The organism is Streptomyces sp. NPDC086023, from assembly GCF_044540325.1.
Classification (GTDB): Bacteria; Actinomycetota; Actinomycetes; order Streptomycetales; family Streptomycetaceae; genus Streptomyces.
Genome location: NZ_JBITRX010000039.1, coordinates 19,910 through 42,585, shown reverse-complemented (window position 1 = coordinate 42,585; position 22,676 = coordinate 19,910). Strand labels below are relative to the sequence as shown.

Sequence of the window (22,676 nt, the reverse complement as noted above, 5' to 3'; positions counted from 1 at the left end):
CACGACCTCGACCCCGTGAAGGGTCTGGTCCAGGACGGACTTCACCGCCGTCGGCAGACGCTCTGCGTCGTTGTAGACGATGACGACCACGGAGAGATCCGGTCGCGGCGCGTTCGTGTTCTCTGAGGTCTCGAGGGTCATATTCGCCCCAGCGAATACGTCATCTTCGATCGGCTCTCTTTTGCACGGGAAAACTCCGCCGCGCCGAATGGAGGTGCCTTCGCCGCGCCGAATTTTGGGGCTGGTTTGATGCGACGGCCACCGCGGCGACCGGTCAGGCACGATACCTCAGCGGGCCTCTCCGCAGCCGCTGCCGACCGGCGTGCCCCGCGCGTGTGTGAGCCGCCCGACCCCCTTCACCCGGCACCAGAGCGGCCCTTCATACCAGATGAACATCGTTCGCCACCAGGGTATCAACGGGAGATTCATCACACAGAGTGAGTCGTTCGGGCACTCCGAACGCCGGAGCGCCCTGCTTACTATGAACGGAACCTTCTCGTCTGCCGAACGCTGCGGGGTTCCGCAGGGGCCCGCCGTCCCGCCACGGAGCCTGACACCCCATCGGGGAATCCGCGGAGCCGCCGGCGTCCTGAATTGCGCGGAATGACACGGAGAGTTTTTCCGGCCGCTCCGTCCGCTGATGAAATTGTGAGGCAGACCCCGCCATGGTATCGACGGCGTCGACGTCCCCGACCGCTCTGCAGCCCTCCATGTCCGGGCGCGGCGACAGCCCCGCCGAAACGGATCCGCTGCCGAGCCGGCTCGATTCGCTCACCAGCCTGAGGTTCTTCGCGGCGTTCGCGGTCTTCGCGCACCACTTCACCGGATACGGCCACAAAACGGGCTTCGGCACCGCGCCGCTGATCTTCCCGTACTCGCAGATCGGCGCGCACGGCGTCACGTTCTTCTTCGTGCTCTCCGGTTTCCTGCTGACCTGGGTCCACAAGCCGGAGCAGAAGGCCGGCGCCTTCTACTGGCGGCGCATCGCCCGCATCTGGCCGGCCACCCTCGTCGCCGCCGTCCCCGCCTACTACGTCTTCTACGTGATGGCCAAGGAGGACCGGGACTGGGGCAGCATCATCTCCTCGCTCTTCCTGGTCCAGAACTGGTTCCCCGGCGCGTACCCCACGCTGCCCGGCAACCCGGTCACCTGGACCCTCGGCGTCGAGCTGCTCTTCTACCTGCTCTTCCCCTTCGCCGCCCGCGTGCTGGTCCGGATGCGCACCCGGAACCTGTGGCTGCTGACCGCGGCCGGGCTCCTCGGCATGGTCGTCGTGGACCACGTGGCGTACGCGGAGCTCAGCGGCAAGATGGCCTCCTGGGTCATGCGGCACCCGCTGGTCTACCTGCCCGAGTTCCTGCTCGGCATCACCCTCGCCCTGGCGGTCAAGCGGGGCTGGCGGATGCCGCTGCACCCGGCCGTCCCGGTCGCCGCGCTGGCCGCCTTCGTCTACGCGTACTACCAGGCGCGCGCCGCCCTGCCCCCGTACTGGGACCAGCAGCTGGAGGCGGTCGTCCGGCCGAGCATCGCGATCCTGGCCGCGCTGATCATGCTGGCCTTCGTCCAGCGCGAGATCGCCGGGCACCGCGGGATCATGAACAGCAGGACGCTGATCAACCTGGGCGTCTGGTCCTACTGCTTCTACCTGCTGCACCACACGGTCAGCCGCTGGGCCACGTACGAGTTCGGCCGCCTGCACGACAACAACGGCGCCCTCTTCGGCCTGCTCGGCCTCGGGCTCGTCGCGACCGCCCTGTCCTGGGCGCTGCACCGGTACGTCGAGGAGCCCGCCAACCGCTGGCTCATCCGGAACATGCCGGCCCGGCTGCGGACCCCGGTCCGCCGCTGACCACCGGGCGGACGCCCGATGGCCCGCGACGGGCGGGGCTCAGCCCTCGCGCTCCGCGATCAGGGCGGTGCCCACCCGGCGGAAGCCCGCCCGTCCGTAGATCCGGGCCACGTCCTCGTCGCCGGCCGACAGGAAGACCGTCCGGGCGCCGTTCGCGCGGGCCGCCGCCACCAGCGCCGCGGTCACCCCGAGCGCCAGGCCCTGGCGGCGTGCCGCGGGAAGGGTGCCGACACCCACCACCTCGGCCACGTCACCGGCCGGGTTGTACTGCCCGGAACACAGCACCACCCCGTCCCGCACCGCCGCCGCCAGCACCGTGGTGCCGGCCGCCAGCTTCGCCGCCACGTACGCCCGGCGGCTCTCGCTCCCCGGGTCGGCCGCCTGCCGCGCCAGCTCCGCCGGCCCCGCCTCGCCCCGCGCGGTGCCGGGCGCCGCGAAGGCCAGCGCCGGCACCGTCACGGCCGCCCGCAGCAGCGGGTCGGCCGCGCCCAGCAGCCGTACCTCCGGGTGCGGCTCCGGCGCAGCGGCGTCCGGGTCCAGCACCATCAGGGGGTGCGCGTGCACCGGCAGACCGGCCGCCTCCACCGCGGCCCGCAGGCCCGGCGTCGTCTCGGCCACCCACTCGAAGGCCTCGGGCACCTTCAGCTCGCGCTGCCGGGCCAGCACCCGCTCCACGTCGGCGGCCGTCACCGGGCCGGCACCGCCCAGCACGGGCCGGGCGTAGTACGCCCAGCCCTCGGGGTTCTCCTGGACGAAAAGGGTCAGGGGGCCGAAGTCCTCGGCGCGGGCACCGCCCACGCGCGGCACGGTGTCGTAGTACCGCTCAAGATCGTCAAGTGTGGTCACGGCGCCATGGAAGCAGGATCACCCCGGCGGGGCACCCCCTTTACGGTCCGCGTCACGCACCTTCCTTGAGCACCCGGGACACCAGCTGCCGCTGGGCCTCGGTGAGGTGCGGATCGGCGCAGCGGACCGTCCGTCCGTCCACCGTGATCCGGTACGAGAAGCCGTCCGGCACCCCGACCGCCCCCGACGTGCCGCCGGGGCCGCCCGGCGCGGTGGACAGCGCCCGCTCAGCGAGCGCCGCCCACTCCTCCGCGTCCGGCCGGCCCGCGGTGTCCACCTCGGCACGCCGCTCGATCCCGGCGAACCCGCCCGTCCTGTGTACTTCGATGCGCATGGGACCTCTCTACCGCGTTCACGCGGTCGGGACACCCACCTGCGACCACGCCTTCAGCAGCGCCTGGGACTCCTCGCCCTCGCCGAACAGCGAGACCGCCTTCGCCACCGAGAGGCGGGCGAAGTCCTTGAACTGCGCGTTCGAGTCCAGCTCGCCGCCCGCGAGCGTCTCGTACCAGATCTTCCCCGCCCGCTCCCAGGCGTTGCCGCCCAGCGCGGTGGCCACCAGGTAGAAGGCGTGGTTGGGGATGCCCGAGTTGATGTGCACGCCGCCGTTGTCCCGGCCGGTGCGCACGTAGTCGTCCATGGTGGCCGGCTGCGGGTCCCTGCCGAGCACGTCGTCGTCGTACGCCGTGCCCGGGGCCTTCATCGAGCGCAGCGCCACGCCCTGGACGTCGGGGGCGAAGAGCCCCGCGCCGATCAGCCAGTCCGCCTGGTCGGCGGTCTGTCCCAGGGCGTACTGCTTGATCAGCGAGCCGAAGACGTCGGACATCGACTCGTTGAGCGCCCCGGACTGGCCGAAGTAGTCGAGGTTGGCCGTGTACTGCGTGACGCCGTGGGCCAGCTCGTGCCCGATCACGTCCACCGGCAGGGTGAAGTCGAGGAAGATCTCGCCGTCGCCGTCGCCGAACACCATCTGCTCGCCGTTCCAGAAGGCGTTGCCGTAGTTCTCGTCGTAGTGGACGGTCGCCAGCAGCGGGAGGCCCTCGCCGTCGATCGAGTTCCGGCCGAAGGCGGTCAGGAACAGCTCGAAGGTCGCGCCGAGGCCCGCGTATGCGCGGTTCACCGTCGCGTCCTGGCCCGGCTCGTCCCCCTCGCGGCGCACGACCTTCCCGGGCAGGGAGGTGCGGCGCTGCGCGTCGTGGATGGTCCGGTTCGGCTCCTCGGGGGCCCCGCCGAAGGCCGGCAGGCCGATGACCGTGTTCAGGCGGCGCTCCGTGCGCAGCGACGCGTCGGCGATCAGGGTCCGCTTGGCGGGCGCGGCGACGGCCGGGTTGTCGGCCCGGGCGAGCTTGTCGAGCAGGTGGGGCGGCACGATCGTGCAGAAGACGGGGTGGGCGGCGTGGCGGGCGTCCTTGGCATCCATGCGACAGCAATGTGGCAGTGGGTCATGATGCTGTCACTACCCGCGACCATGATTCATTCCTCCGTCTCAAAGTCGCAGCACCGCGTTGACAGGACATCCGGACCTTCCGGGGTCTTCGGAGGCGTAAGTCACATTTCGGACATTCCGGAAACCGGGTCCCGCATACTGGACCGACGACGCGTCCCCGCCGCGGTCTCGGTTAGTCTGCGGAGCATCATGCGTTTCGGGCTGCTTCTCCTTAGCTGCCGCGGCGAGGGCCTGTAGTCGTAGGCCGACCCCCTCCCCGCGGAGTCTGGTGTTGCGCAGTACGACCCGTCGGCCGTCCCAGCGAAACAACGCGGACACGCGAGGAGCCCTACGCCATGACCCAGCACAGCTACGCCGACCGCCGCACGCCCGTCACCAACGCGACCCACACGCAGCAGCCCTCCGGGATGCCGGTCCACAAGTACGGCGTGTACGAGCAGGTGGACATCCCGGACCGCACGTGGCCGGACGCGCGCATCACCAAGGCGCCCCGCTGGCTGTCCACCGACCTGCGCGACGGCAACCAGGCCCTGATCGACCCGATGAGCCCCGCCCGCAAGCGCGAGATGTTCGACCTGCTGGTCCGCATGGGCTACAAGGAGATCGAGGTCGGCTTCCCGTCCGCCAGCGACACCGACTTCGCCTTCGTGCGCTCCATCATCGAAGAGGGCGCGATCCCGGACGACGTCACCATCTCCGTGCTGACCCAGGCCCGCGAGGACCTGATCGAGCGCACCGTGGAGTCCCTGCGCGGCGCCAAGCGCGGCACCGTGCACATGTACAACGCCACCGCGCCGACCTTCCGCCGGGTCGTCTTCCGCGGCTCCAAGGACGACATCAAGCAGATCGCCGTCGACGGCACGCGCCTGGTGATGGAGTACGCCGAGAAGATCCTGGGCGACGACACGGTCTTCGGCTACCAGTACAGCCCCGAGATCTTCACCGACACCGAGCTGGACTTCGCCCTGGAGGTCTGCGAGGCCGTCTGTGACGTCTGGCAGCCCGGCCCCGGCCGCGAGATCATCCTGAACCTGCCCGCCACCGTGGAGCGCTCGACCCCCTCCACCCACGCGGACCGCTTCGAGTGGATGTCCCGCAACCTGTCCCGCCGCGAGTACGTCTGCCTGTCCGTGCACCCGCACAACGACCGCGGCACCGCCGTCGCCGCCGCCGAGCTGGCCGTCATGGCCGGCGCCGACCGCATCGAGGGCTGCCTGTTCGGTCAGGGCGAGCGCACCGGCAACGTCGACCTGGTCACCCTGGGCATGAACCTGTTCTCGCAGGGCGTCGACCCGCAGATCGACTTCTCGCAGATCGACGAGATCCGCCGCACCTCCGAGTACTGCAACCAGATGGAGGTCCACCCGCGCCACCCCTACGCGGGCGACCTGGTCTACACCGCCTTCTCCGGCTCCCACCAGGACGCCATCAAGAAGGGCTTCGACGCCATGGAGGCCGACGCGGCCGCCCAGGGCAAGACCGTCGACGACATCGAGTGGGCCGTCCCGTACCTGCCGATCGATCCGAAGGACGTCGGCCGCTCCTACGAGGCGGTCATCCGCGTCAACTCGCAGTCCGGCAAGGGCGGCATCGCGTACGTCCTGAAGAACGACCACAAGCTGGACCTGCCGCGCCGCATGCAGATCGAGTTCTCGAAGATCATCCAGGCCAAGACCGACGCCGAGGGCGGCGAGGTCACGCCGAAGGAGATCTGGTCGGTCTTCCAGGACGAGTACCTGCCGAACCCGGACAACCCGTGGGGCCGCATCCAGCTGCGCTCGGGCCAGTCGACCACGGACAAGGACGGCACCGACACCCTGACCGTCGACGCGGTCGTGGACGGCGTGGAGACCACCCTGTCGGGCTCCGGCAACGGTCCGATCTCGGCCTTCTTCGACGCGCTGGCCGGCATCGGCGTGGACGCCCGCCTGCTGGACTACACCGAGCACACCATGAGCGAGGGCGCGTCCGCGCAGGCCGCCTCGTACATCGAGTGCGCGATCGACGGCCGTGTCCTGTGGGGCATCGGCATCGACGCCAACACCACGCGCGCCTCCCTGAAGGCCGTCATCTCGGCCGTGAACCGCGCGGGCCGCTGAACCCGCCGCCCCGGGTCCTGATGTGACGGATGCCCGGACCCCCCGCGAGGGAGGTCCGGGCATCCGCCGTACGGGGCCGGCCGCAGGGGGGAAGGCGGTCGGCCCCCGTCTCGGGGGACCGGGCGGGAACGGCGGTTCGGGACCTCGGACACGGACACGGGCGGTTCCGTCAACGAGTTGGCCGGTGCCGTTCGAGCACGTGCTCGGCGCTTTCGAGATCCACTCTGGGGGAGCCGGCCGGCCTGCGGAAGGAAGATCAAAGGGACGCAACCGGCCCTGACCGCAAGGGGCCAGGGCGGCCCGCCGGAACTCCGCCGGAGGACGGGGGAGGGCGGAGTTCGGCCAACTCCCGTGCCGGGAAGGGGGATGTCCTGTCGCGGGACTGCCGTCGTCCGGCGCATGTGGCTAACATCACGCCAACGTCGCGATGTTGCGGGGATGTAACGGAGGTGGGACGTGCTGCCTGGGCGAGGCGGGAACGGCCGGAAGGTGATGCCGTGGGGCATCCGCACCACCTGGAGCACCGTGGGGGACGGTGAGTTCTTCTGCCCGGGCTGCGGCGGGGACCGCAACTACCGCCGCCGCACCGGCCGGCGCCGGCTCACCGTGCTCGGGCTGCCGCTGCTGCCGCGCGGGTACGTCGGGCCGGTCGTCGAGTGTGCCGCCTGCGCGGAGCGCTACGGCCCGGAGCTGCTGGACCACCCGACCACGACCCGCTTCTCGGCGATGCTGCGCGACGCGGTCCACACGGTGGCGCTGGCCGTGCTCGCCGCCGGGGGCACGTCCTCCCGTACGGCGCTGGAGGCCGCGGTGTCGGCCGTGCGCGGCGCCGGCTTCGAGGACTGCACCGAGGAGCAGCTGGAGGCGCTCGTCGAGGCGCTGGGGGACGCCGGCAGGCTGTCGGCGGACATGTTCGGCGCCGCCCTGTCCATCGAGCTGCACGAGGCGCTGGAGCCGCTGTCGCCGCACCTGGCGCCGGCCGGCCGCGAGTCGATCCTGCTCCAGGGGGCCCGTATCGCCCTCGCCGACGGCCCGTACACGCCCGGCGAGCGCGAGGTGCTGGCCACGGCCGGGGGCGCGCTGCGGCTCGACACCGACGACGTCTCGCGGCTGCTCGCGGCGGCCCGTACGCCCTCCTGACCCCTCCCGACGGCGGCCTGTCAGGACCGAAGCCCCGGACGCGGTTGTCCGGGGCTTCCCCGTGCGCCCGTTCTACGCGTGTTGACTCCGCTTCGCTGCGTAACGATTTCGCGTCGCCGTCTGCCGGAGGGCCCCGTTCCTGGCCGGAAGTGGATCCTCCGGGACCTGGGGAGCCGCGCTGTCCTGCGGCTTCACAGGGCGTTCACAGGACGTTCGGATTCGCTTGACGGAAAGTCGCCCCTGCCTGGTCAGGGGCCTGTGGGCGGCGACGGCTTCCCGTTCGTGCAGGTGGGAACGCCAAGCGGAGCCGGATCTTCCCATAGTGGATCCGGGGCGCGGCCGCCATGAGAGGAACCCACAAATCGAGGTTCCGTAAGCCTCAACAATTTGTAGCAGTCGACGATGTGCGTGAGGGCCCTCACAGGCGTTTGATTCCGGTCACACGACGAGGCGCTGTCCGTAACACCACAGGGCTTCGATCCACGTGAAGCACTGACAACCCTGACCGCCAGAGCCGCCGGAGCAGGGATAACCAGAACTCCTCTCAGTTACCTACCTCTTGAAGGGCAAGGCAGAGATGGCACGTGTCGCCGCCCGGCTTTCCGACGGAGAGCAGAGCACGCACCCGGTCGACGAGGTGCTCCCCCTTCCCAAGCTCGCGCTCTACGGCTTCCAGCACGTACTCGCGTTCTACGCGGGAGCGGTGATCGTCCCGATCATCGTCGGTGGTGCCCTGGGACTCAGTACGGAACAGCTCGTCTATCTGATCAACGCAGACCTCTTCACCTGCGGTATCGCCTCGATCATCCAGGCCTTCGGCATCGGCCGGATCGGCGCGCGGCTGCCGCTGATCCAGGGCGTCACCTTCACCGCGGTGTCGCCGATGATCGCCATCGGCCTCGGTGCCGGCGGCGGGACCGCAGCACTCCTGGTGATCTACGGAGCCGTGATCACCGCGGGCATCGCGACCTTCGCGTTCGCCTGGCTGCCGCCGAAGGCCTTCCGGGCCGTGATGCGGCTCTTCCCGCCGGTCGTCACGGGCACGGTGATCACGGTGCTCGGCATCGTGCTCATCCCGGTCGGCCTCAACGACGCCGCGGGCGGCCTCGGCAGCCCCGACTTCGGCGACCCGAAGAACTTCGCCTACGCCGGCGGCACGATGCTCTTCACCCTGGTCCTGATGAAGCTCGGCAAGCCGTTCCTCTCCAGCATCGCGATCCTGCTCGGCCTGGTGGGCGGCACCGCCGTCGCCTTCCTGCTCGGCGACGCCAAGTTCGGCGACGTGTCGAAGGCCGACTGGGTGGGCGTCACCACCCCCTTCCACTTCGGCGTCCCGAAGTTCGAGTGGTTCCCGATCGTGCTGATGCTCATCGTCATGCTGATCACGATGGTGGAGACGACCGGCGACACCTACGCGGTCGGCGACATCGTCGGCAAGGAGGTCGACAGTGAGACCGTGGCCCGCGCCCTGCGCGCCGACGGTGCCGCGACCGCCCTCGGCGGTGTGCTGAACTCCTTCCCGTACGTCGCCTTCGCCGAGAACGTCGGCCTGGTCCGGATGACCAAGGTCAAGAGCCGCTTCGTGGTCGTCGCCGCGGGTGTCTTCATGATCGTCCTGGGTCTGCTGCCCAAGGCGGCCGCGATCGTCGCCTCCGTCCCGCACGGGGTCCTCGGCGGCGCCGCCACCGTGATGTTCGCGATGGTCGCCCTGGCCGGTATCCAGACCCTGGCCAAGGTCGACCTCAAGGAGGAGAAGAACGCGCTCGTCATCGGCGTCTCCCTGGCCTTCGCCCTGCTCCCGGCCACCGTCCCGGTGTTCTTCAAGGAGCACATGGACGCCGACCTCTCCTCGCTGCTCAACAGCGGTGTCACCCTCGGTGCCACGGCGGCGATCGTCCTGAACCTGATCTTCAACGGTCTCGGCAAGGACGACGCCCACAACGCCACCGAGGCTCCGGCAGTCATCCCGGGTCAGCCGGTGGAAACGACGGAGGCCACGAAGGACGCGGACGACGCCGCGCCCGCCTCCGAGGCCACGGAGGGCGAGGCCACCGCGCCCGCGCCCACCGCCTGACACCTCCCAAGGGGTGTCCCCGGCCGGGTACCACCACCGGCCGGGGCCACTGCCGTTCTCGGCCTCGGACGCCGCCGTCACAGGCCGCGGACGCCCGCCGCTTCCGGCCGTTCCCGGCCCAGGCGGCGCGGCCGCAGGGTGAGGCACCTTGCGGCCAAGGACGCTTCCTGCCACCCGGAAACCGGTCCCGAACCGATCTTCCCTGCCTACGGTCGGATCCGACCCAGGGCGCCTGCCGCCCGCCACCACCGGACCGGGAAGATCATCATGCGCACACGTGCGTTCCGGCGCTTCGCCGTAGCCTCCACCCTCGCAGTCTCGGCCTCGCTGCTGGGCGGCCACGGCGCCACGGCCGCGGAGACCGCGGTCCCCGTCACGCCCAAGGCCGTCTTCAACGACCCGGCCACCAGCCCGAACGCCATCCGCGACGAGCTGATCAGGCTCATCGACAACACGGCGGACGGCGGGCTGATCCGTGGCTCGATCTTCCTCTTCACCGACAACGACGTGCGCGAAGCCCTCAAGCGGGCGGCGTCCCGGGAAGGGGCGAAGAAGGTCACCGTCCAGATCGTCTTCGACGAGAAGGCCGTGGCCGAGACGAACGCGGCGGGCGAGCCCACCGGCACGGAGTTCGGCAACCTGGGCACCGCGTTCGGCAGGACCGTCAAGTACGGCGACACGGTGGACGTCGCCACCGCCGGCTCCTTCGTCCTGGCCTGTGAGAAGGACCGCGGCTGCATCGGTAACCGGAAGATGACGCAGGCCGACGGCGACGTCGAGAACGCCATCAACCACAACAAGTTCTTCCTGTTCTCGAAGGTGGGCACCACCGAGAACGTCGTCTTCCAGTCCTCGGCCAACCTGACCACGAGCCACCGCACCACCATGTACAACAACGCGGTGGTCGTCCCCCACAAGGACCTCTACGACGAGTACAGCCGCTACTGGAACGACCAGGTGCGCCTCGGCGTCAGCGGCGACGGCCTGGACCACTACTACAAGACCAAGGACGTCGGGGACTACAAGACCTACTTCTTCCCGCGCCGCGAGGACGACGACAACACCGCCGACGGCGTGCCGGCCGACCCGCGGCAGGACCCGGACACCGACACCGTCGTGGACCTGCTGGAGAACGTGACCTGCAGCGCCGCCACTCCCTCGAAGATCAGGATCGGGATGTACGCCTTCACCCGCACCCAGGTTGCCGACCGGCTCCGCAGCATGGCGGCCAAGGGCTGTGCGGTGCAGGTCGTGCTCAACGGGGACAAGGGCAGCGTGGGCACCGGGGTGCGCGACGTCTTCGCCACGGCGCCGGGAGTCGACGTACGCATGTGTGAGGGCGGCGAGGACAAGTCGGAGCCCGGCCTCGGCATCCACTCCAAGTACCTGCTGATCGACGGCACGTACCTGGGTACCCCGCGCAAGCTGGTCTTCACCGGCAGCCACAACTACACGTACCCGAACCTCCGCTCGCAGGACGAGACCCTGCTGAAGATCGACAACGCGTCGATCTACGAGGGCTTCCGGAAGAACTTCGACGAGACCCTGCTCCAGGGCTCCGCCTGCCGGCAGCCGATGGCCGTCCCCTTCTAGGGCCCCACGGCCCGAGCCGGCCGACCCGGCCCGTTGTCCCGCCGCCGTACGGGACAATGGGCCGCATGAGTCTGTTCCGCGACGACGGCATCGTGCTGCGCACCCAGAAGCTGGGTGAGGCGGACCGCATCATCACCATCCTGACCCGCGGGCACGGCCGGGTCCGCGCCGTCGCCCGCGGCGTACGCCGGACCAGGTCGAAGTTCGGCGCCGGGCTGGAACCCTTCTCCCACGTCGACGTCCAGTTCTTCGCCCGCGGCAGCGAACTGGTGGGCCGGGGTCTGCCGCTCTGCACGCAGACCGAGATCATCGCCCCGTACGGCGGCGGCATCGTCACCGACTACGCCCGCTACACCGCCGGCACCGCGATGCTGGAGACCGCCGAGCGCTTCACCGACCAGGAGGGCGAGCCCGCCGTACAGCAGTACCTGCTGCTCGTCGGCGCCCTGCGCACCCTGGCCCGCGGCGAACACGAGCCGCACCTGATCCTCGACGCCTTCCTGCTGCGCTCGCTGGCCGTGAACGGGTACGCGCCCTCCTTCGAGGACTGCGCGAAGTGCGGCATCCACGGCCCCAACCGCCACTTCTCCGTCGCCGCGGGCGGAGTGGTCTGCGGCGACTGCCGGGTCCCCGGAAGCGTCGTACCCTCCTCGGAGGCCATCGGACTGCTCAGCGCGCTGCTGACCGGCGACTGGGCCACCGCGGACGCGTGCGAGCCGCGGCACGTCAGGGAGGGCAGCGGACTGGTCTCGGCCTACCTCCACTGGCATCTGGAGCGCGGGCTACGCTCCTTGCGTTACGTAGAGAAATAAGGAGCGAGGCGACATGGCACGACGCGGGATTCTGGGGCGGCAGCGCCGCGAGTACGTCCTTCCCGAACCCCACCCGTCCGGCGAGCGCCCGCCCAAGATCCCGGGCGAGCTCGTGCCGAACCACGTCGCCGTGGTCATGGACGGCAACGGCCGCTGGGCCAAGGAGCGCGGGCTGCCGCGCACCGAGGGCCACAAGGTCGGCGAGGGCGTCGTCCTCGACGTCCTCAAGGGCTGCCTGGAGATGGGCGTCAAGAACCTCTCCCTCTACGCCTTCTCCACCGAGAACTGGAAGCGCTCGCCCGACGAGGTCCGCTTCCTCATGAACTTCAACCGCGACGTCATCCGCCGCCGCCGCGACGAGATGGACGCGCTGGGCATCCGCATCCGCTGGGTCGGCCGCATGCCGAAGATGTGGAAGTCCGTGGTCCAGGAGCTCCAGGTCGCCCAGGAGCAGACCAAGAACAACGACGCGATGACGCTGTACTTCTGCGTCAACTACGGCGGCCGTGCGGAGATCGCGGACGCGGCCCAGGCCATCGCGCGTGACGTGGCCGCCGGCCGGCTCGACCCGTCGAAGGTCAACGAGAAGACCTTCGCCAAGTACATGTACTACCCGGACATGCCGGACGTGGACCTGTTCCTGCGCCCCAGCGGCGAGCAGCGCACCTCCAACTACCTGATCTGGCAGAGCGCCTACGCCGAGATGGTCTACCAGGACGTGCTGTGGCCCGACTTCGACCGCCGCGACCTGTGGCGGGCCTGCCTGGAGTACGCCCAGCGCGACCGCCGCTTCGGCGGCGCGATCCCGAACGAGGTCGCGGGCCGGTAGCCGGCCCCCGGCGCCCGACCACTAGGCTCCCCACCCATGAACACGGGTGGGGAGCAGGGCGTCGTGGCGCCGGTGGAACTCAGGTACCGGCCGGTGGCCGAGGACATGGTCAGGGCTCTGAAGGTGCGGGCCGGGACCACACCGGCGGGGCGGCGCACGCGGTACGCCCCCGTCGTGGCGGTCGCCGCCGCGGCGCTGTACGTATGGCTGAAGGCCCGGGACGGGGTGCCCTTCGACCCGTCGGTGATCGGGGTGGTGACCGGAGTCGCGGCCTTCTGCGTCCTGCTGTGGCTCGGCCCCCGGCTGGCCGCCCGGCAGCTGCACCGGCTGGCCGCCGGCCACGGGGAGTACCGGGCCGTGGTGGACGGGGAAGGCGTGACGGTCACCTCCGCCGGCGGCTCCCAGTTCATCCCGTGGGGTGCTCAGCCCCGCTACGTCGAGACGGCCGAGCTGTTCGTGATGCTGAGCCCCGACCGGAACGCCGTGGGAATCACGGTGCTGCCCAAGCGCGGCCTTCAGGGCCCGGCCGACCTGGACCGGCTGCGCCGGTTCTTCGAGCAGAGCCTCGGCCCCGCCGCACCGCCGGCCTAGGGCCCGCCCCGCGGACCGGGCCCGGGGCCGTGGCCGGGGCCGCGCCCGATCCGCCCGGTCCCGGCCTTGCCGCCGGAGCGGCCCCTCGGCCGGATCAGCCCGCGGCCGCGCAGTCCGCGCAGGTGCCGAAGATCTCCACGGTGTGCGCCACGTTCACGAAGCCGTGCTCCGCGGCGATGGCCTCGGCCCACTTCTCCACGGCCGGGCCCTCCACCTCCACGGCCTTGCCGCACTTGCGGCAGACCAGGTGGTGGTGGTGTTCGCCGGACGAGCACCGGCGGTACACGGCCTCGCCGTCGCTGGTGCGCAGCACGTCGACCTCGCCGGCGTCGGCGAGGGACTGGAGGGTGCGGTACACGGTGGTCAGGCCCACGGAGTCGCCGCGGTGCTTGAGCATGTCGTGCAGCTCCTGGGCACTGCGGAACTCGTCGACCTCGTCCAGCGCCGCCGCCACGGCGGCACGCTGCCGGGTGGACCGTCCTCGTACTGGCGCGGTGTTCGTCTCGCCAGGCGCAGTCGCCACCGGTTCCTCCTCATCTCGGGCCTCGGGCCATTGTGCCAGGCCGGACACCCCCGGGGCCCCGGTCCCGGCCGTCCGCAGCCGACTACAGCTTGACGTCGTCCCGCGTGCACACCTGCTCGGCGGCGCGCGCAGCTCCGGCGCGCCGCCTGGCCAGCGGCGCGGACAGCGCGGTGGTCACCAGGAAGACGCCGATGGCGATCAGCACGATGGTCGCGCCCGAGGGAACGTCCACGTAGTACGTGGCCGCCGTCCCGCCCAGCGAGACGGCGAGGCTGATCGCGATGGCCAGGCCCAGAGTGGCGGCGAACCCGCGGGTGACCCGCTGGGCGGCCGCGACCGGAATCACCATCATGGCGCTGACCAGCAGCAGGCCCACGATCCGCATCGCGACGGTGACGGTGACCGCGGCGGTGACCGCGAGCAGCAGGTTCAGGGCGCGCACCGGGAGGCCGGTGACCTTCGCGAACTCCTCGTCCTGGCAGACGGCGAACAGCTGCCGGCGCAGGCCGATGGTCACCGCGATGACGAACGCCGCGAGGATCAGCATGGCGGTGACGTCCTCGGGGGCCACCGTCGTGATCGAGCCGAACATGGCGCTGACCAGGTTGGTCGTCGAGCCGTTCGGCGCCAGGTTGATGATCATGACGCCGCCGGCCAGGCCGCCGTAGAACAGCATGGCCAGCGCCACGTCGCCGCTCGTCTTGCCGCGGGACCGGATCAGCTCCATGCCGACCGCGCCCAGCACGGCGACCAGGGTCGCCATCCAGACGGGGCTGGTGTTCAGCAGGAAGCCGAGCGCGACACCGGTCATGGCGACGTGGCCGAGGCCGTCGCCCATCACGGCCTGGCGGCGCTGGACGAGGTACGTGCCGATGGCGGGGGCCGTGATGCCGACCAGGGCGGCGGCGATCAGCGCCCGCTGCATGAAGGCGTAGTTCAGGATGTCCATCAGCTCAGCAGTCCCGTTCGGAGCGGCTCGGCATCGTGCGCCGCGTGGGGGTGTACGTGGTCGTGTCCCGGCAGCGCGTGCTGGCCCACGGCCTCCGGGGGCGGCCCGTCGTGGACGACGCACCCGTCGCGCAGCACGACGGCGCGGCTGATCAGCGGCTCCAGCGGGCCCAGTTCGTGCAGCACGAGCAGCACGGTGGTGCCCGTCCTGACCTGCTCGCGCAGGGCGTTGGCCAGGACCTCCTGGTTGGCGAGGTCCACGCCGGCCATGGGCTCGTCCATGATCAGCAACTCGGGCTCGACGGCGAGGGCGCGGGCGATGAGCACCCGCTGGTGCTGGCCGCCGGAGAGGGCGTTGACGGAGGCGTCGGCGTACGCGTCCATGTCGACCAGGGCCAGGGCGCGCTCCACGGCGGCCCGGTCGGCCTTGCGCAGCAGCCCGAAGCGGCTGCGGGCCAGCCGGCCGGAGGAGACGACCTCGCGGACGGTGGCCGGGACACCGCTGGCGGCGGTGGTGCGCTGGGGCACGTAGCCGATGCGCGACCAGTCGCGGAAGCGCTTGAACTCCGTGCCGAAGAGGGACAGCTCGCCGCTGCTCAGCGGGACCTGGCCGACCACCGACCGGACGGCGGTGGACTTGCCGGAGCCGTTGGCGCCGAGCAGGGCGACGACCTCACCGCGCCGGACGGTGAGGTCGACCCCGCGCAGTACGGGGCGCGAGCCGAGCGAGGCCGAGGCCCCGCGCAGGGATATGACGGGCTGGTCCGCTGCCTCCGCGGGCGTGGACTGCATGGCACGCGCCTCCGTAACTGCCGTGGCTGTCATCACTTGCTGCCGAGTGCCTTCTGGAGGTTCTTGAGGTTGGACCGCATGACCTCGACGTAGTCGGCGCCCTGGGACTTGTCGGTGATCCCCTCCAGGGGATCGAGGACGTCGGTCTTCAGGCCCGTGTCCGCCGCCAGGGTCTTGGCGGTCTTGTCGCTGGCCAGCGTCTCGAAGAACACGGTGGTGACATTGTCCTTCTTCGCGAGGGCCTGGAGCTCCTTCATCCGCGCCGGGCTCGGCTCGGCCTCGGGGTCGACGCCGGAGATGCCCTCCTGGTCGAGGCCGTAGCGCTCGGCGAGGTAACCGAAGGCGGAGTGGGTGGTGATGAAGGTGTCGGTGGTCCGGTTCTTCAGGCCGTCCTTGAACTCGGTGTCGAGGGCGGTGAGCTTGCCGACGAGGTCGGCGGTGTTCTTCTTGTAGTCGGCCGCGTGGGCGGGGTCGGCCTTCTCCAGGGTGGCGCCGAAGCCCTTGGCGATCTCCGCGTACTTGACCGGGTCGAGCCAGACGTGCGGGTCGTCGCCGGCCTCGCCGTGCTCGTGGCCGTGCTCGTCCTCCGAGCCGTGCTCCGCGCCGGAGCCGTGCTCGTCCTCGCCGGCCAGGTCGTGGTGGACGAGCTTGGTGAGGGAGGCGGCGTCGACGGTGTTCTCGACGCCGGCCTGCTCGACGGCCTTGTCGACGGCGGGCTGGAGGGTCTTGAGGTAGAGGACCACGTCCGCCTCGCCGAGCTGGGCGGTCTGCTTGGGCGTGATCTCCAGGTCGTGCGGCTCCACGCCCGGCTTGGTGAGGGTGGAGACGGCCACGTGGTCCCCGCCGATCTGCTCGGCGAGGAACTGGAGCGGGTAGAACGACGCCACCACGTCCAGCTTGCCGTCCTTCGCGCCGCCGGCAGCGGTGGCTCCGGAACAGGCGGTCAGGGCGCCGGCGCCGAGGGCGACGGCTCCGGTCAGGGCGGCGGCGGGTATGAGGCGTCGTACGTTCATGACACTCATTTTCATCAAAAATGGAAACGATTGTCAAAAGCCTTCGGGTCCCGCCCTCGGGCCCGTCCGCGCGCGCGGTACCAAAGGGGAATCGATTTGAAAGTGGGGGCCCGGCCGCCGGTAACCTGAAGCATTCGCGTTCGTCCTCGTAATGAAGAGAGCACCGTGGCCGCCGACAAGATCGACACCATCGTCAGCCTGAGCAAGCGCCGTGGCTTCGTCTACCCGTGCAGCGAGATCTACGGCGGTTCCAAGGCCGCCTGGGACTACGGACCGCTGGGTGTCGAGCTCAAGGAGAACATCAAGCGCCAGTGGTGGAAGGCGATGGTCACCGCGCGTGAGGACGTCGTCGGCATCGACTCGTCCGTGATCCTGGCCCCCGAGGTCTGGGTCGCCTCCGGTCACGTCGCGACCTTCTCCGACCCGCTCACCGAGTGCACCTCCTGCCACAAGCGCCACCGCGCCGACCACCTGGAAGAGGCGTACGAGGCCAAGCACGGCCGCCTGCCCGCCAACGGCCTGGCCGACGTCAACTGCCCCAACTGCGGTGTGAAGGGCCAGTTCACCGAGCCCAAGCAGTTCTCCGGCATGCTGGAGACCCACCTCGGCCCGACCCAGGACACCGGCTCCAAGGCGTACCTGCGCCCCGAGACCGCCCAGGGCATCTTCACCAACTTCGCCCAGGTCCAGCAGACCTCCCGCAAGAAGCCGCCGTTCGGCATCGCGCAGATGGGCAAGTCCTTCCGGAACGAGATCACTCCGGGCAACTTCATCTTCCGGACCCGCGAGTTCGAGCAGATGGAGATGGAGTTCTTCGTCAAGCCGGGCGAGGACGAGCAGTGGCAGGAGTACTGGATGCAGGAGCGGTGGAACTGGTACCGCGACCTCGGCATCCGCGAGGAGAACATCCGCTGGTACGAGCACCCGAAGGAGAAGCTGTCCCACTACTCGAAGCGCACCGCCGACATCGAGTACCGCTTCAACTTCGGCGGCAGTGAGTTCTCCGAGCTCGAGGGCGTGGCCAACCGCACCGACTTCGACCTCAAGGCCCACTCCGCGGCCTCCGGCCAGGACCTGTCCTACTTCGACCAGGAGGCCGGCGAGCGCTACGTCCCGTACGTCATCGAGCCGGCGGCCGGTGTCAACCGCGCCATGCTCGCCTTCATGCTCGACGCGTACGTCGAGGACGAGGCCCCGAACGCCAAGGGCGTCATGGAGAAGCGCACCGTGATGCGCCTCGACCACCGCCTCGCCCCGGTCAAGGTCGCCGTCCTCCCGCTGTCCCGCAACGAGAAGCTGTCGCCGAAGGCCAAGGGTCTCGCCGCCGACCTGCGCAAGTTCTGGAACATCGAGTTCGACGACGCCGGCGCCATCGGCCGCCGCTACCGCCGCCAGGACGAGATCGGCACGCCGTTCTGCGTCACCGTCGACTTCGACACCCTGGACGACAACGCGGTGACCGTGCGCGAGCGCGACACCATGAAGCAGGAGCGCGTCTCCCTGGACCAGATCCAGGCGTACCTCGGCTCCCGCCTGCTCGGCTGCTGACCCGGAGCGACCCGGAACTGAGAACGGCCGGTGGCCCGGTGCGCGTCGAGCGCACCGGGCCACCGGCCGTTCCGGGCCCCAAATGATCGGACAGGGGCAGGGCAGCAGGGTGGGCGGCTCGGAAGGGCTTCAGGCCCGCAGACCGCGGATCACCAGAGCCGTCACGGCCTCGAACTCGGCAATGATCGACGGGGACCGCCACTCCGCCGCGTACTGCGGGTCGTGGAACCGCCCCGTCGCGTCGAACACCGCCCGCGCCGCGGCCGGCACGTCCGGCGCCGCGAGCGTCCCCGCCTCGACACCCTCCCCGATGATCCGCGCCAGCTGGGCGACCAGCTCGGCCAGGTGCGCGTCCACGACACCGCTGTTCTCCGCCAGCAGCACCGTGTACGTCGCGAACAGCTCGGGGTCGTCCCCCGCCTTGTGGCGCTTGGCCTCGAACAACGCCTCCAGCCACGCCTCCAGCTTCGACGGAGCCGGCTCCGCCGGCGCCTCGACGATCTCCGCCAGCCGGCCCACGGTCCGGCCCAGCCAGCGGTCCGTCACCGCCTCGCGCAGCGCCGCCTTCGACGGGAAGTGCCGGTACACGCTGCCATGGCTGACCCCCAGGGCGCGCGCCACGTCCACCACGGTGGCCTTCGCGGGACCGTAGCGGCGCAGCACCTCCTCGGTCGTCTCAAGGATGCGCTCGGGGGTCAGGGGCTCGGCGGCAGCGGGTGGCATGACTACGACCGTACCGCCCGGTCAGTGCTCGCTGTCGAGGTGGGCCATCTGCGCCGCCGGGTACCGCTCACCCGCCGCAGCCCCCACCGGGACGGCCGCCTCGATCGCGGCCAGGTCGGCCGCCTCCAGCCGGACCTCCAGCGCACCCAGAGCCTCGGCCAGCCGGTCCCGCCGGCGCGCACCGACGAGCGGCACGATGTCCTCGCCCTGCGCGAGCACCCAGGCGATGGCGGCCTGTGCCACGGTGACGCCCTTGGCGTCCGCCACCTCGCGCAGCGCCTCCACCAGGTCGAGGTTCCGGTGCAGGTTCTCGCCCTGGAAGCGCGGGCTCAGGCCACGGAAGTCGCCGGGCGCCAGCGCCCGGTCCCGCGTGAAGTGCCCGCTGATCAGGCCCCGGGACAGCACGCCGTACGCCGTGACGCCGATCCCGAGCTCGCGGGCGGTGGGCAGGATCTCCTTCTCGATGCCGCGGGAGATCAGCGAGTACTCGATCTGCAGGTCGGCGATCGGAGCGACGGCGGCGGCCCGCCGCATCGTCTCCGCCCCGACCTCGGAGAGCCCGATGTGCCGCACGTGCCCCGCCTGGACGGCCTCGGCGATGGCGCCGACCGTCTCCTCGATCGGCACGTCCGGATCGACGCGCGCGATCCGGTAGACGTCGATGTGGTCCCGGCCGAGGCGCTGGAGCGAGTAGGCGAGGAAGTTCCGGACGGCCTCCGGCCGCCCGTCGTACCCGGTGAACCCGCCCTCGACGGTGCGCAGCGCACCGAACTTCACGCTGGTCAGCGCCTGGTCGCGCAGGTGCGCGGGGGCGGTGCGGAGGGCCTCGTTGATGAGCAGCTCGTTGTGCCCCATGCCGTAGAAGTCACCGGTGTCGAGCAGGGTGACGCCGGCTTCGAGCGCCGCGTGGATGGTCGCGATGGACTCGGCCCGGTCGCTCTCACCGTAGAGCGCGGACATCCCCATGCAGCCGAGCCCGAGGGGGAAGGTGCGGGGGCCAGAGGAGCCGAGGGTGCGGGGGGTGGGGGAGGTGGAGGTGGTCATGAGATGAGTTTGGCATGAGCGATGACAGATTTCAATATCTGTCAGTCGGTGGGCGGGTGGGTGGGCGGTGGGTGTGGGCGTGGGCCGGAGGGCACACTTTCTTTCCCGCCGTCCCCGCCGCCCACCTGCCCGTCGTGGCCGCGCCCACCGCCAGGACGGCCAGGCCGCAGGCCGTGATCACCCACCACGCCACCCGCGCGGCGTCGACGAAGTCGGCGCCCTGGGCCAGGCCGCCGGCCAGGACCGCGCCGATCACCGCGACGCCCAGCGTGCCGCCCGTCTGGCGGCTGGTGGACGCGACGGCGGCGGCGACGCCCGCCTGGGCGCGCGGCATGCCCGAGACCGCCGTGTTGGTGATCGGCGCGTTGACCAGGCCGAAGCCCAGTCCGAACAGCACGTACGACGAGAAGAGCACCGCATCCGACCCCTCCGCCCCGCCCGCGGCGAAGAGCAGCCCGCTCGCCCCCATCGCCGCCCCGGCGACCAGCAGCGGCAGGCGGGGCCCGCGGGTGCCCACCAGGCGCCCCGACAGCGGGGCGAAGAGGAAGGTCAAGGCGGCCATCGGGAGCATGTACAGGCCCGCTTCGAGGGCCGACAGGCCCCGTACGTCCTGGAGGTACAGGGTGTTCAGGAAGAGGAAGCCGCTCAGTCCCGCGAACGCGCACACCGCGATGACCACGGCTCCGCTGAACGGCGCGCTGCGGAAGAAGCGGGGGTCGATCAGCGGTTCCGCGCGCCGGAGCTCGTACCTCATCAGCCCCACCAGTGACAGCGTCGCGACCGTCCCGCAGGTCCACAGCACCCAGGCCGGGGCGTGCGGCGCCTCGATGATCCCGTACGTCAGCGAGCCCAGCAGCAGCATCACCAGCACCTGGCCCACCGGGTCGGCGCGACGGGGCCGCGGCGCGCGGGACTCGGGCACGTACCGGAGGGTGAGCCCGAGCGCGAGCAGGCCCACCGGCAGGTTCAGCCAGAAGATCGACCGCCAGCCCACGCTGTCCACCAGCAGGCCGCCGACCACCGGCCCGGCGGCGAGCGAGACGCCGACCACGCCGCCCCAGACACCGATCGCGCGGGCGCGTTCCCGGGGGTCGGTGAAGGTGTTGGTGATGATCGACATGGCGACGGGGTTGAGCATCGAGCCGCCCACGGCCTGGAGCATCCGGAAGACGATCAGCGCCTCCAGGTTCGGGGCCAGGGAGCAGAGCAGCGACCCCGTCGTGAAGAGCACCAGGCCGGTGGCGAAGACGCGGCGGCGGCCGACCCGGTCGGCGGTCGAGCCGGCGAGCATCAGGAGGGAGGCCAGGACCAGCGTGTACGCGTCGATGGTCCACTGCATTCCGGCGACGGAGGCGTCGAGTTCGCTCCGCATCGAGGGGAGGGCGACGTTCAGCACGGTGTTGTCGAGGCTGACGATCAGCAGGCTCATGCAGCAGATCGCCAGGATCAGCAGCCGTCTGCGCGGGCCGGGCTCGGGCGCGGCGGACGTGACGGGCGGAAACGGCATGGCGCGCATGATTCAATAGTATGCCTAACTAATCAATACCGAGTGAGGGACAATGGGCGGATGACCACGCTCGACCAGGCCCCCGCAGCCACCCCGGCCGCCGCGTCCGCCCAGGCCGCGGCCCAGGCAACCGTCACGGCAACCGCCCCGGCCGCCCCCACCCTCGCCATCGGCCCGCACACCGTCCAGCCGCCGGTGGTGCTCGCCCCCATGGCCGGGATCACCAACGCCGCGTTCCGGACCCTCTGCCGCGAGTTCAGCGGCGGCAAGGGCCTGTTCGTGAGCGAGATGATCACCACCCGCGCCCTGGTCGAGCGCAACGACAAGACCATGCAGCTGATCCACTTCGACGAGAGCGAGAAGCCCCGCTCGATCCAGCTGTACGGGGTGGACCCGGTCACCGTCGGCAAGGCGGTCCGCATGATCGTGGACGAGGACCGCGCCGACCACATCGACCTGAACTTCGGCTGCCCCGTCCCCAAGGTCACCCGCAAGGGCGGCGGCTCGGCGCTGCCGTACAAGCGGAACCTGCTGCGCGCCATCCTCAAGGAGGCCGTCGGCAACGCCGGGGACCTCCCCGTGACGATGAAGATGCGCAAGGGCATCGACGACGACCACCTCACCTACCTCGACGCCGGCCGCATCGCGGTCGAGGAGGGCGTGACGGCCATCGCCCTGCACGGCCGCACCACCGCGCAGCACTACGGCGGCACCGCCGACTGGGACGCCATCGCGCGGCTCAAGGAGCACGTGCCGGAGATCCCCGTGCTCGGCAACGGCGACATCTGGTGCGCCGAGGACGCGCTGCGCATGGTCCGGGAGACCGGCTGCGACGGCGTCGTCGTCGGCCGGGGCTGCCTGGGCCGGCCGTGGCTGTTCGGGGACCTGGTCGCGGCCTTCGAGGGCCGTACGGACGACCTGGCGCGGCCCGGCATGCGCGAGGTCGCGCAGGTCATGCTGCGGCATGCCACCCTGCTGGGCGAATGGATCGGCGACGAGGCCCGCGGAGTGATCGACTTCCGTAAGCACGTGGCCTGGTACCTCAAGGGCTTCTCGGTCGGCTCGGAGATGCGCAAGAAGCTCGCGGTGATCTCGTCCCTGGCCGAACTGGACGCTCATCTGAGCGAGCTTGATCTGGACCAGCCCTGGCCCGAGGGCGCGGACGGTCCCCGAGGTCGGACGTCCGGAAACAACCGAGTTGTCCTCCCGGACGGCTGGCTCAAGGATCCTTACGACTGCGCCGGAGTGGGCGAGGAAGCCGAACTGGACACGTCCGGAGGCTGAACGGACGGCGTGA

At 70.7% G+C, this 22,676-nt stretch carries 20 protein-coding genes; 10 read left to right on the top strand and 10 right to left on the bottom strand.

Annotated features, from left to right (window positions below):
• The first annotated feature begins 710 nt into the window (after positions 1–710).
• Entirely contained in the window at positions 711–1,850 is a 1,140-nt protein-coding gene (locus tag ACIF6F_RS37245) for an acyltransferase family protein (RefSeq protein WP_399958214.1), read from the top strand.
• A gap of 39 nt (positions 1,851–1,889) precedes the next feature.
• Here ACIF6F_RS37245 and ACIF6F_RS37240 read toward each other — a convergent pair whose 3' ends face one another.
• Genes ACIF6F_RS37240 through ACIF6F_RS37230 form a run of 3 tightly spaced genes read right to left on the bottom strand, consistent with a single transcriptional unit; the run spans position 1,890 to position 4,116 of the window.
• Positions 1,890–2,696: a GNAT family N-acetyltransferase gene (locus tag ACIF6F_RS37240; RefSeq protein ID WP_399958211.1), complete on the bottom strand. Its 807-nt coding sequence runs from the start codon at positions 2,694–2,696 to the stop codon at positions 1,890–1,892.
• Positions 2,697–2,748: 52 nt separating this feature from the next.
• Complete coding sequence (locus tag ACIF6F_RS37235) at positions 2,749–3,030, bottom strand: protealysin inhibitor emfourin (protein ID WP_399958208.1); 282 nt, start codon at positions 3,028–3,030, stop codon at positions 2,749–2,751.
• A gap of 18 nt (positions 3,031–3,048) precedes the next feature.
• Positions 3,049–4,116, bottom strand: coding sequence for a M4 family metallopeptidase (locus ACIF6F_RS37230; protein WP_399958205.1), 1,068 nt, complete (start codon positions 4,114–4,116; stop codon positions 3,049–3,051).
• Between the two features lie 362 nt (positions 4,117–4,478).
• On the opposite strand from ACIF6F_RS37230, the gene leuA reads away from it, so the two are divergent.
• The 7 genes from leuA (at position 4,479) to ACIF6F_RS37195 (ending at position 13,281) form a co-directional block, all read left to right on the top strand.
• Positions 4,479–6,242: a 2-isopropylmalate synthase gene (gene leuA / locus ACIF6F_RS37225; RefSeq protein ID WP_399958200.1), complete on the top strand. Its 1,764-nt coding sequence runs from the start codon at positions 4,479–4,481 to the stop codon at positions 6,240–6,242.
• A gap of 456 nt (positions 6,243–6,698) precedes the next feature.
• Positions 6,699–7,382 (top strand): TerB family tellurite resistance protein, encoded by a 684-nt coding sequence (locus ACIF6F_RS37220; RefSeq protein WP_399958197.1) that lies wholly within the window; start codon positions 6,699–6,701, stop codon positions 7,380–7,382.
• A 577-nt stretch (positions 7,383–7,959) separates the two neighbouring features.
• On the top strand, positions 7,960–9,456 hold the full coding sequence (locus ACIF6F_RS37215; RefSeq protein WP_399958194.1) for a nucleobase:cation symporter-2 family protein: 1,497 nt from the start codon (positions 7,960–7,962) through the stop codon (positions 9,454–9,456).
• Between the two features lie 267 nt (positions 9,457–9,723).
• Positions 9,724–11,049, top strand: a complete 1,326-nt coding sequence (locus ACIF6F_RS37210) for a phospholipase D-like domain-containing protein (protein ID WP_399958191.1) — start codon at positions 9,724–9,726, stop codon at positions 11,047–11,049.
• A 65-nt stretch (positions 11,050–11,114) separates the two neighbouring features.
• A complete protein-coding gene (recO, locus tag ACIF6F_RS37205) occupies positions 11,115–11,861 on the top strand; it encodes a DNA repair protein RecO (RefSeq protein WP_399958188.1) in 747 nt (248 codons plus the stop codon).
• Between the two features lie 13 nt (positions 11,862–11,874).
• Complete coding sequence (locus tag ACIF6F_RS37200) at positions 11,875–12,690, top strand: isoprenyl transferase (RefSeq protein WP_399958186.1); 816 nt, start codon at positions 11,875–11,877, stop codon at positions 12,688–12,690.
• 36 nt (positions 12,691–12,726) lie between these two features.
• Positions 12,727–13,281 (top strand): YcxB family protein, encoded by a 555-nt coding sequence (locus ACIF6F_RS37195; protein ID WP_399958184.1) that lies wholly within the window; start codon positions 12,727–12,729, stop codon positions 13,279–13,281.
• Positions 13,282–13,375: 94 nt separating this feature from the next.
• On the opposite strand, the gene ACIF6F_RS37190 is transcribed toward ACIF6F_RS37195, so the two are convergent.
• The 4 genes from ACIF6F_RS37190 to ACIF6F_RS37175 form a co-directional block, all read right to left on the bottom strand.
• Positions 13,376–13,804, bottom strand: coding sequence for a Fur family transcriptional regulator (locus tag ACIF6F_RS37190; protein ID WP_399958182.1), 429 nt, complete (start codon positions 13,802–13,804; stop codon positions 13,376–13,378).
• A gap of 82 nt (positions 13,805–13,886) precedes the next feature.
• Positions 13,887–14,753 (bottom strand): metal ABC transporter permease, encoded by an 867-nt coding sequence (locus ACIF6F_RS37185; protein ID WP_399958180.1) that lies wholly within the window; start codon positions 14,751–14,753, stop codon positions 13,887–13,889.
• The gene (locus tag ACIF6F_RS37180) at positions 14,753–15,544 is read right to left on the bottom strand and encodes a metal ABC transporter ATP-binding protein (protein WP_399958177.1); all 792 of its coding nucleotides are present in this window, start codon (positions 15,542–15,544) and stop codon (positions 14,753–14,755) included. The genes ACIF6F_RS37185 and ACIF6F_RS37180 overlap by 1 nt, the downstream gene beginning before the upstream one ends.
• A gap of 32 nt (positions 15,545–15,576) precedes the next feature.
• Positions 15,577–16,557, bottom strand: a complete 981-nt coding sequence (locus ACIF6F_RS37175; RefSeq protein WP_399958174.1) for a metal ABC transporter substrate-binding protein — start codon at positions 16,555–16,557, stop codon at positions 15,577–15,579.
• A gap of 165 nt (positions 16,558–16,722) precedes the next feature.
• On the opposite strand from ACIF6F_RS37175, the gene ACIF6F_RS37170 reads away from it, so the two are divergent.
• Positions 16,723–18,105 (top strand): glycine--tRNA ligase, encoded by a 1,383-nt coding sequence (locus tag ACIF6F_RS37170; RefSeq protein WP_399958172.1) that lies wholly within the window; start codon positions 16,723–16,725, stop codon positions 18,103–18,105.
• A gap of 129 nt (positions 18,106–18,234) precedes the next feature.
• Here ACIF6F_RS37170 and ACIF6F_RS37165 read toward each other — a convergent pair whose 3' ends face one another.
• Genes ACIF6F_RS37165 through ACIF6F_RS37155 form a run of 3 tightly spaced genes read right to left on the bottom strand, consistent with a single transcriptional unit; the run spans position 18,235 to position 21,379 of the window.
• Positions 18,235–18,828 (bottom strand): TetR family transcriptional regulator, encoded by a 594-nt coding sequence (locus tag ACIF6F_RS37165; RefSeq protein ID WP_399958169.1) that lies wholly within the window; start codon positions 18,826–18,828, stop codon positions 18,235–18,237.
• Positions 18,829–18,849: 21 nt separating this feature from the next.
• Positions 18,850–19,872, bottom strand: coding sequence for an aldo/keto reductase (locus tag ACIF6F_RS37160; RefSeq protein WP_399958166.1), 1,023 nt, complete (start codon positions 19,870–19,872; stop codon positions 18,850–18,852).
• Positions 19,873–19,903: 31 nt separating this feature from the next.
• Positions 19,904–21,379, bottom strand: coding sequence for an MFS transporter (locus ACIF6F_RS37155; RefSeq protein ID WP_399958217.1), 1,476 nt, complete (start codon positions 21,377–21,379; stop codon positions 19,904–19,906).
• Positions 21,380–21,439: 60 nt separating this feature from the next.
• On the opposite strand from ACIF6F_RS37155, the gene dusB reads away from it, so the two are divergent.
• The gene (gene dusB / locus ACIF6F_RS37150) at positions 21,440–22,663 is read left to right on the top strand and encodes a tRNA dihydrouridine synthase DusB (protein ID WP_399958163.1); all 1,224 of its coding nucleotides are present in this window, start codon (positions 21,440–21,442) and stop codon (positions 22,661–22,663) included.
• The last annotated feature ends 13 nt before the right edge of the window (positions 22,664–22,676 follow it).

Coding starts and splice junctions, on each gene's coding strand:
- ACIF6F_RS37230 (WP_399958205.1), bottom strand. CDS start 4,116: ATGGATGCCAAGGACGCCCGCCACGCCGCCCACCCCGTCTTCTGCACG.
- ACIF6F_RS37200 (WP_399958186.1), top strand. CDS start 11,875: ATGGCACGACGCGGGATTCTGGGGCGGCAGCGCCGCGAGTACGTCCTT.
- ACIF6F_RS37235 (WP_399958208.1), bottom strand. CDS start 3,030: ATGCGCATCGAAGTACACAGGACGGGCGGGTTCGCCGGGATCGAGCGG.
- ACIF6F_RS37215 (WP_399958194.1), top strand. CDS start 7,960: ATGGCACGTGTCGCCGCCCGGCTTTCCGACGGAGAGCAGAGCACGCAC.
- ACIF6F_RS37245 (WP_399958214.1), top strand. CDS start 711: ATGTCCGGGCGCGGCGACAGCCCCGCCGAAACGGATCCGCTGCCGAGC.
- ACIF6F_RS37195 (WP_399958184.1), top strand. CDS start 12,727: ATGAACACGGGTGGGGAGCAGGGCGTCGTGGCGCCGGTGGAACTCAGG.
- ACIF6F_RS37160 (WP_399958166.1), bottom strand. CDS start 19,872: ATGACCACCTCCACCTCCCCCACCCCCCGCACCCTCGGCTCCTCTGGC.
- ACIF6F_RS37185 (WP_399958180.1), bottom strand. CDS start 14,753: ATGGACATCCTGAACTACGCCTTCATGCAGCGGGCGCTGATCGCCGCC.
- ACIF6F_RS37175 (WP_399958174.1), bottom strand. CDS start 16,557: ATGAACGTACGACGCCTCATACCCGCCGCCGCCCTGACCGGAGCCGTC.
- dusB (WP_399958163.1), top strand. CDS start 21,440: ATGACCACGCTCGACCAGGCCCCCGCAGCCACCCCGGCCGCCGCGTCC.
- leuA (WP_399958200.1), top strand. CDS start 4,479: ATGACCCAGCACAGCTACGCCGACCGCCGCACGCCCGTCACCAACGCG.
- ACIF6F_RS37165 (WP_399958169.1), bottom strand. CDS start 18,828: ATGCCACCCGCTGCCGCCGAGCCCCTGACCCCCGAGCGCATCCTTGAG.
- ACIF6F_RS37155 (WP_399958217.1), bottom strand. CDS start 21,379: ATGCCGTTTCCGCCCGTCACGTCCGCCGCGCCCGAGCCCGGCCCGCGC.
- ACIF6F_RS37180 (WP_399958177.1), bottom strand. CDS start 15,544: ATGCAGTCCACGCCCGCGGAGGCAGCGGACCAGCCCGTCATATCCCTG.
- recO (WP_399958188.1), top strand. CDS start 11,115: ATGAGTCTGTTCCGCGACGACGGCATCGTGCTGCGCACCCAGAAGCTG.
- ACIF6F_RS37210 (WP_399958191.1), top strand. CDS start 9,724: ATGCGCACACGTGCGTTCCGGCGCTTCGCCGTAGCCTCCACCCTCGCA.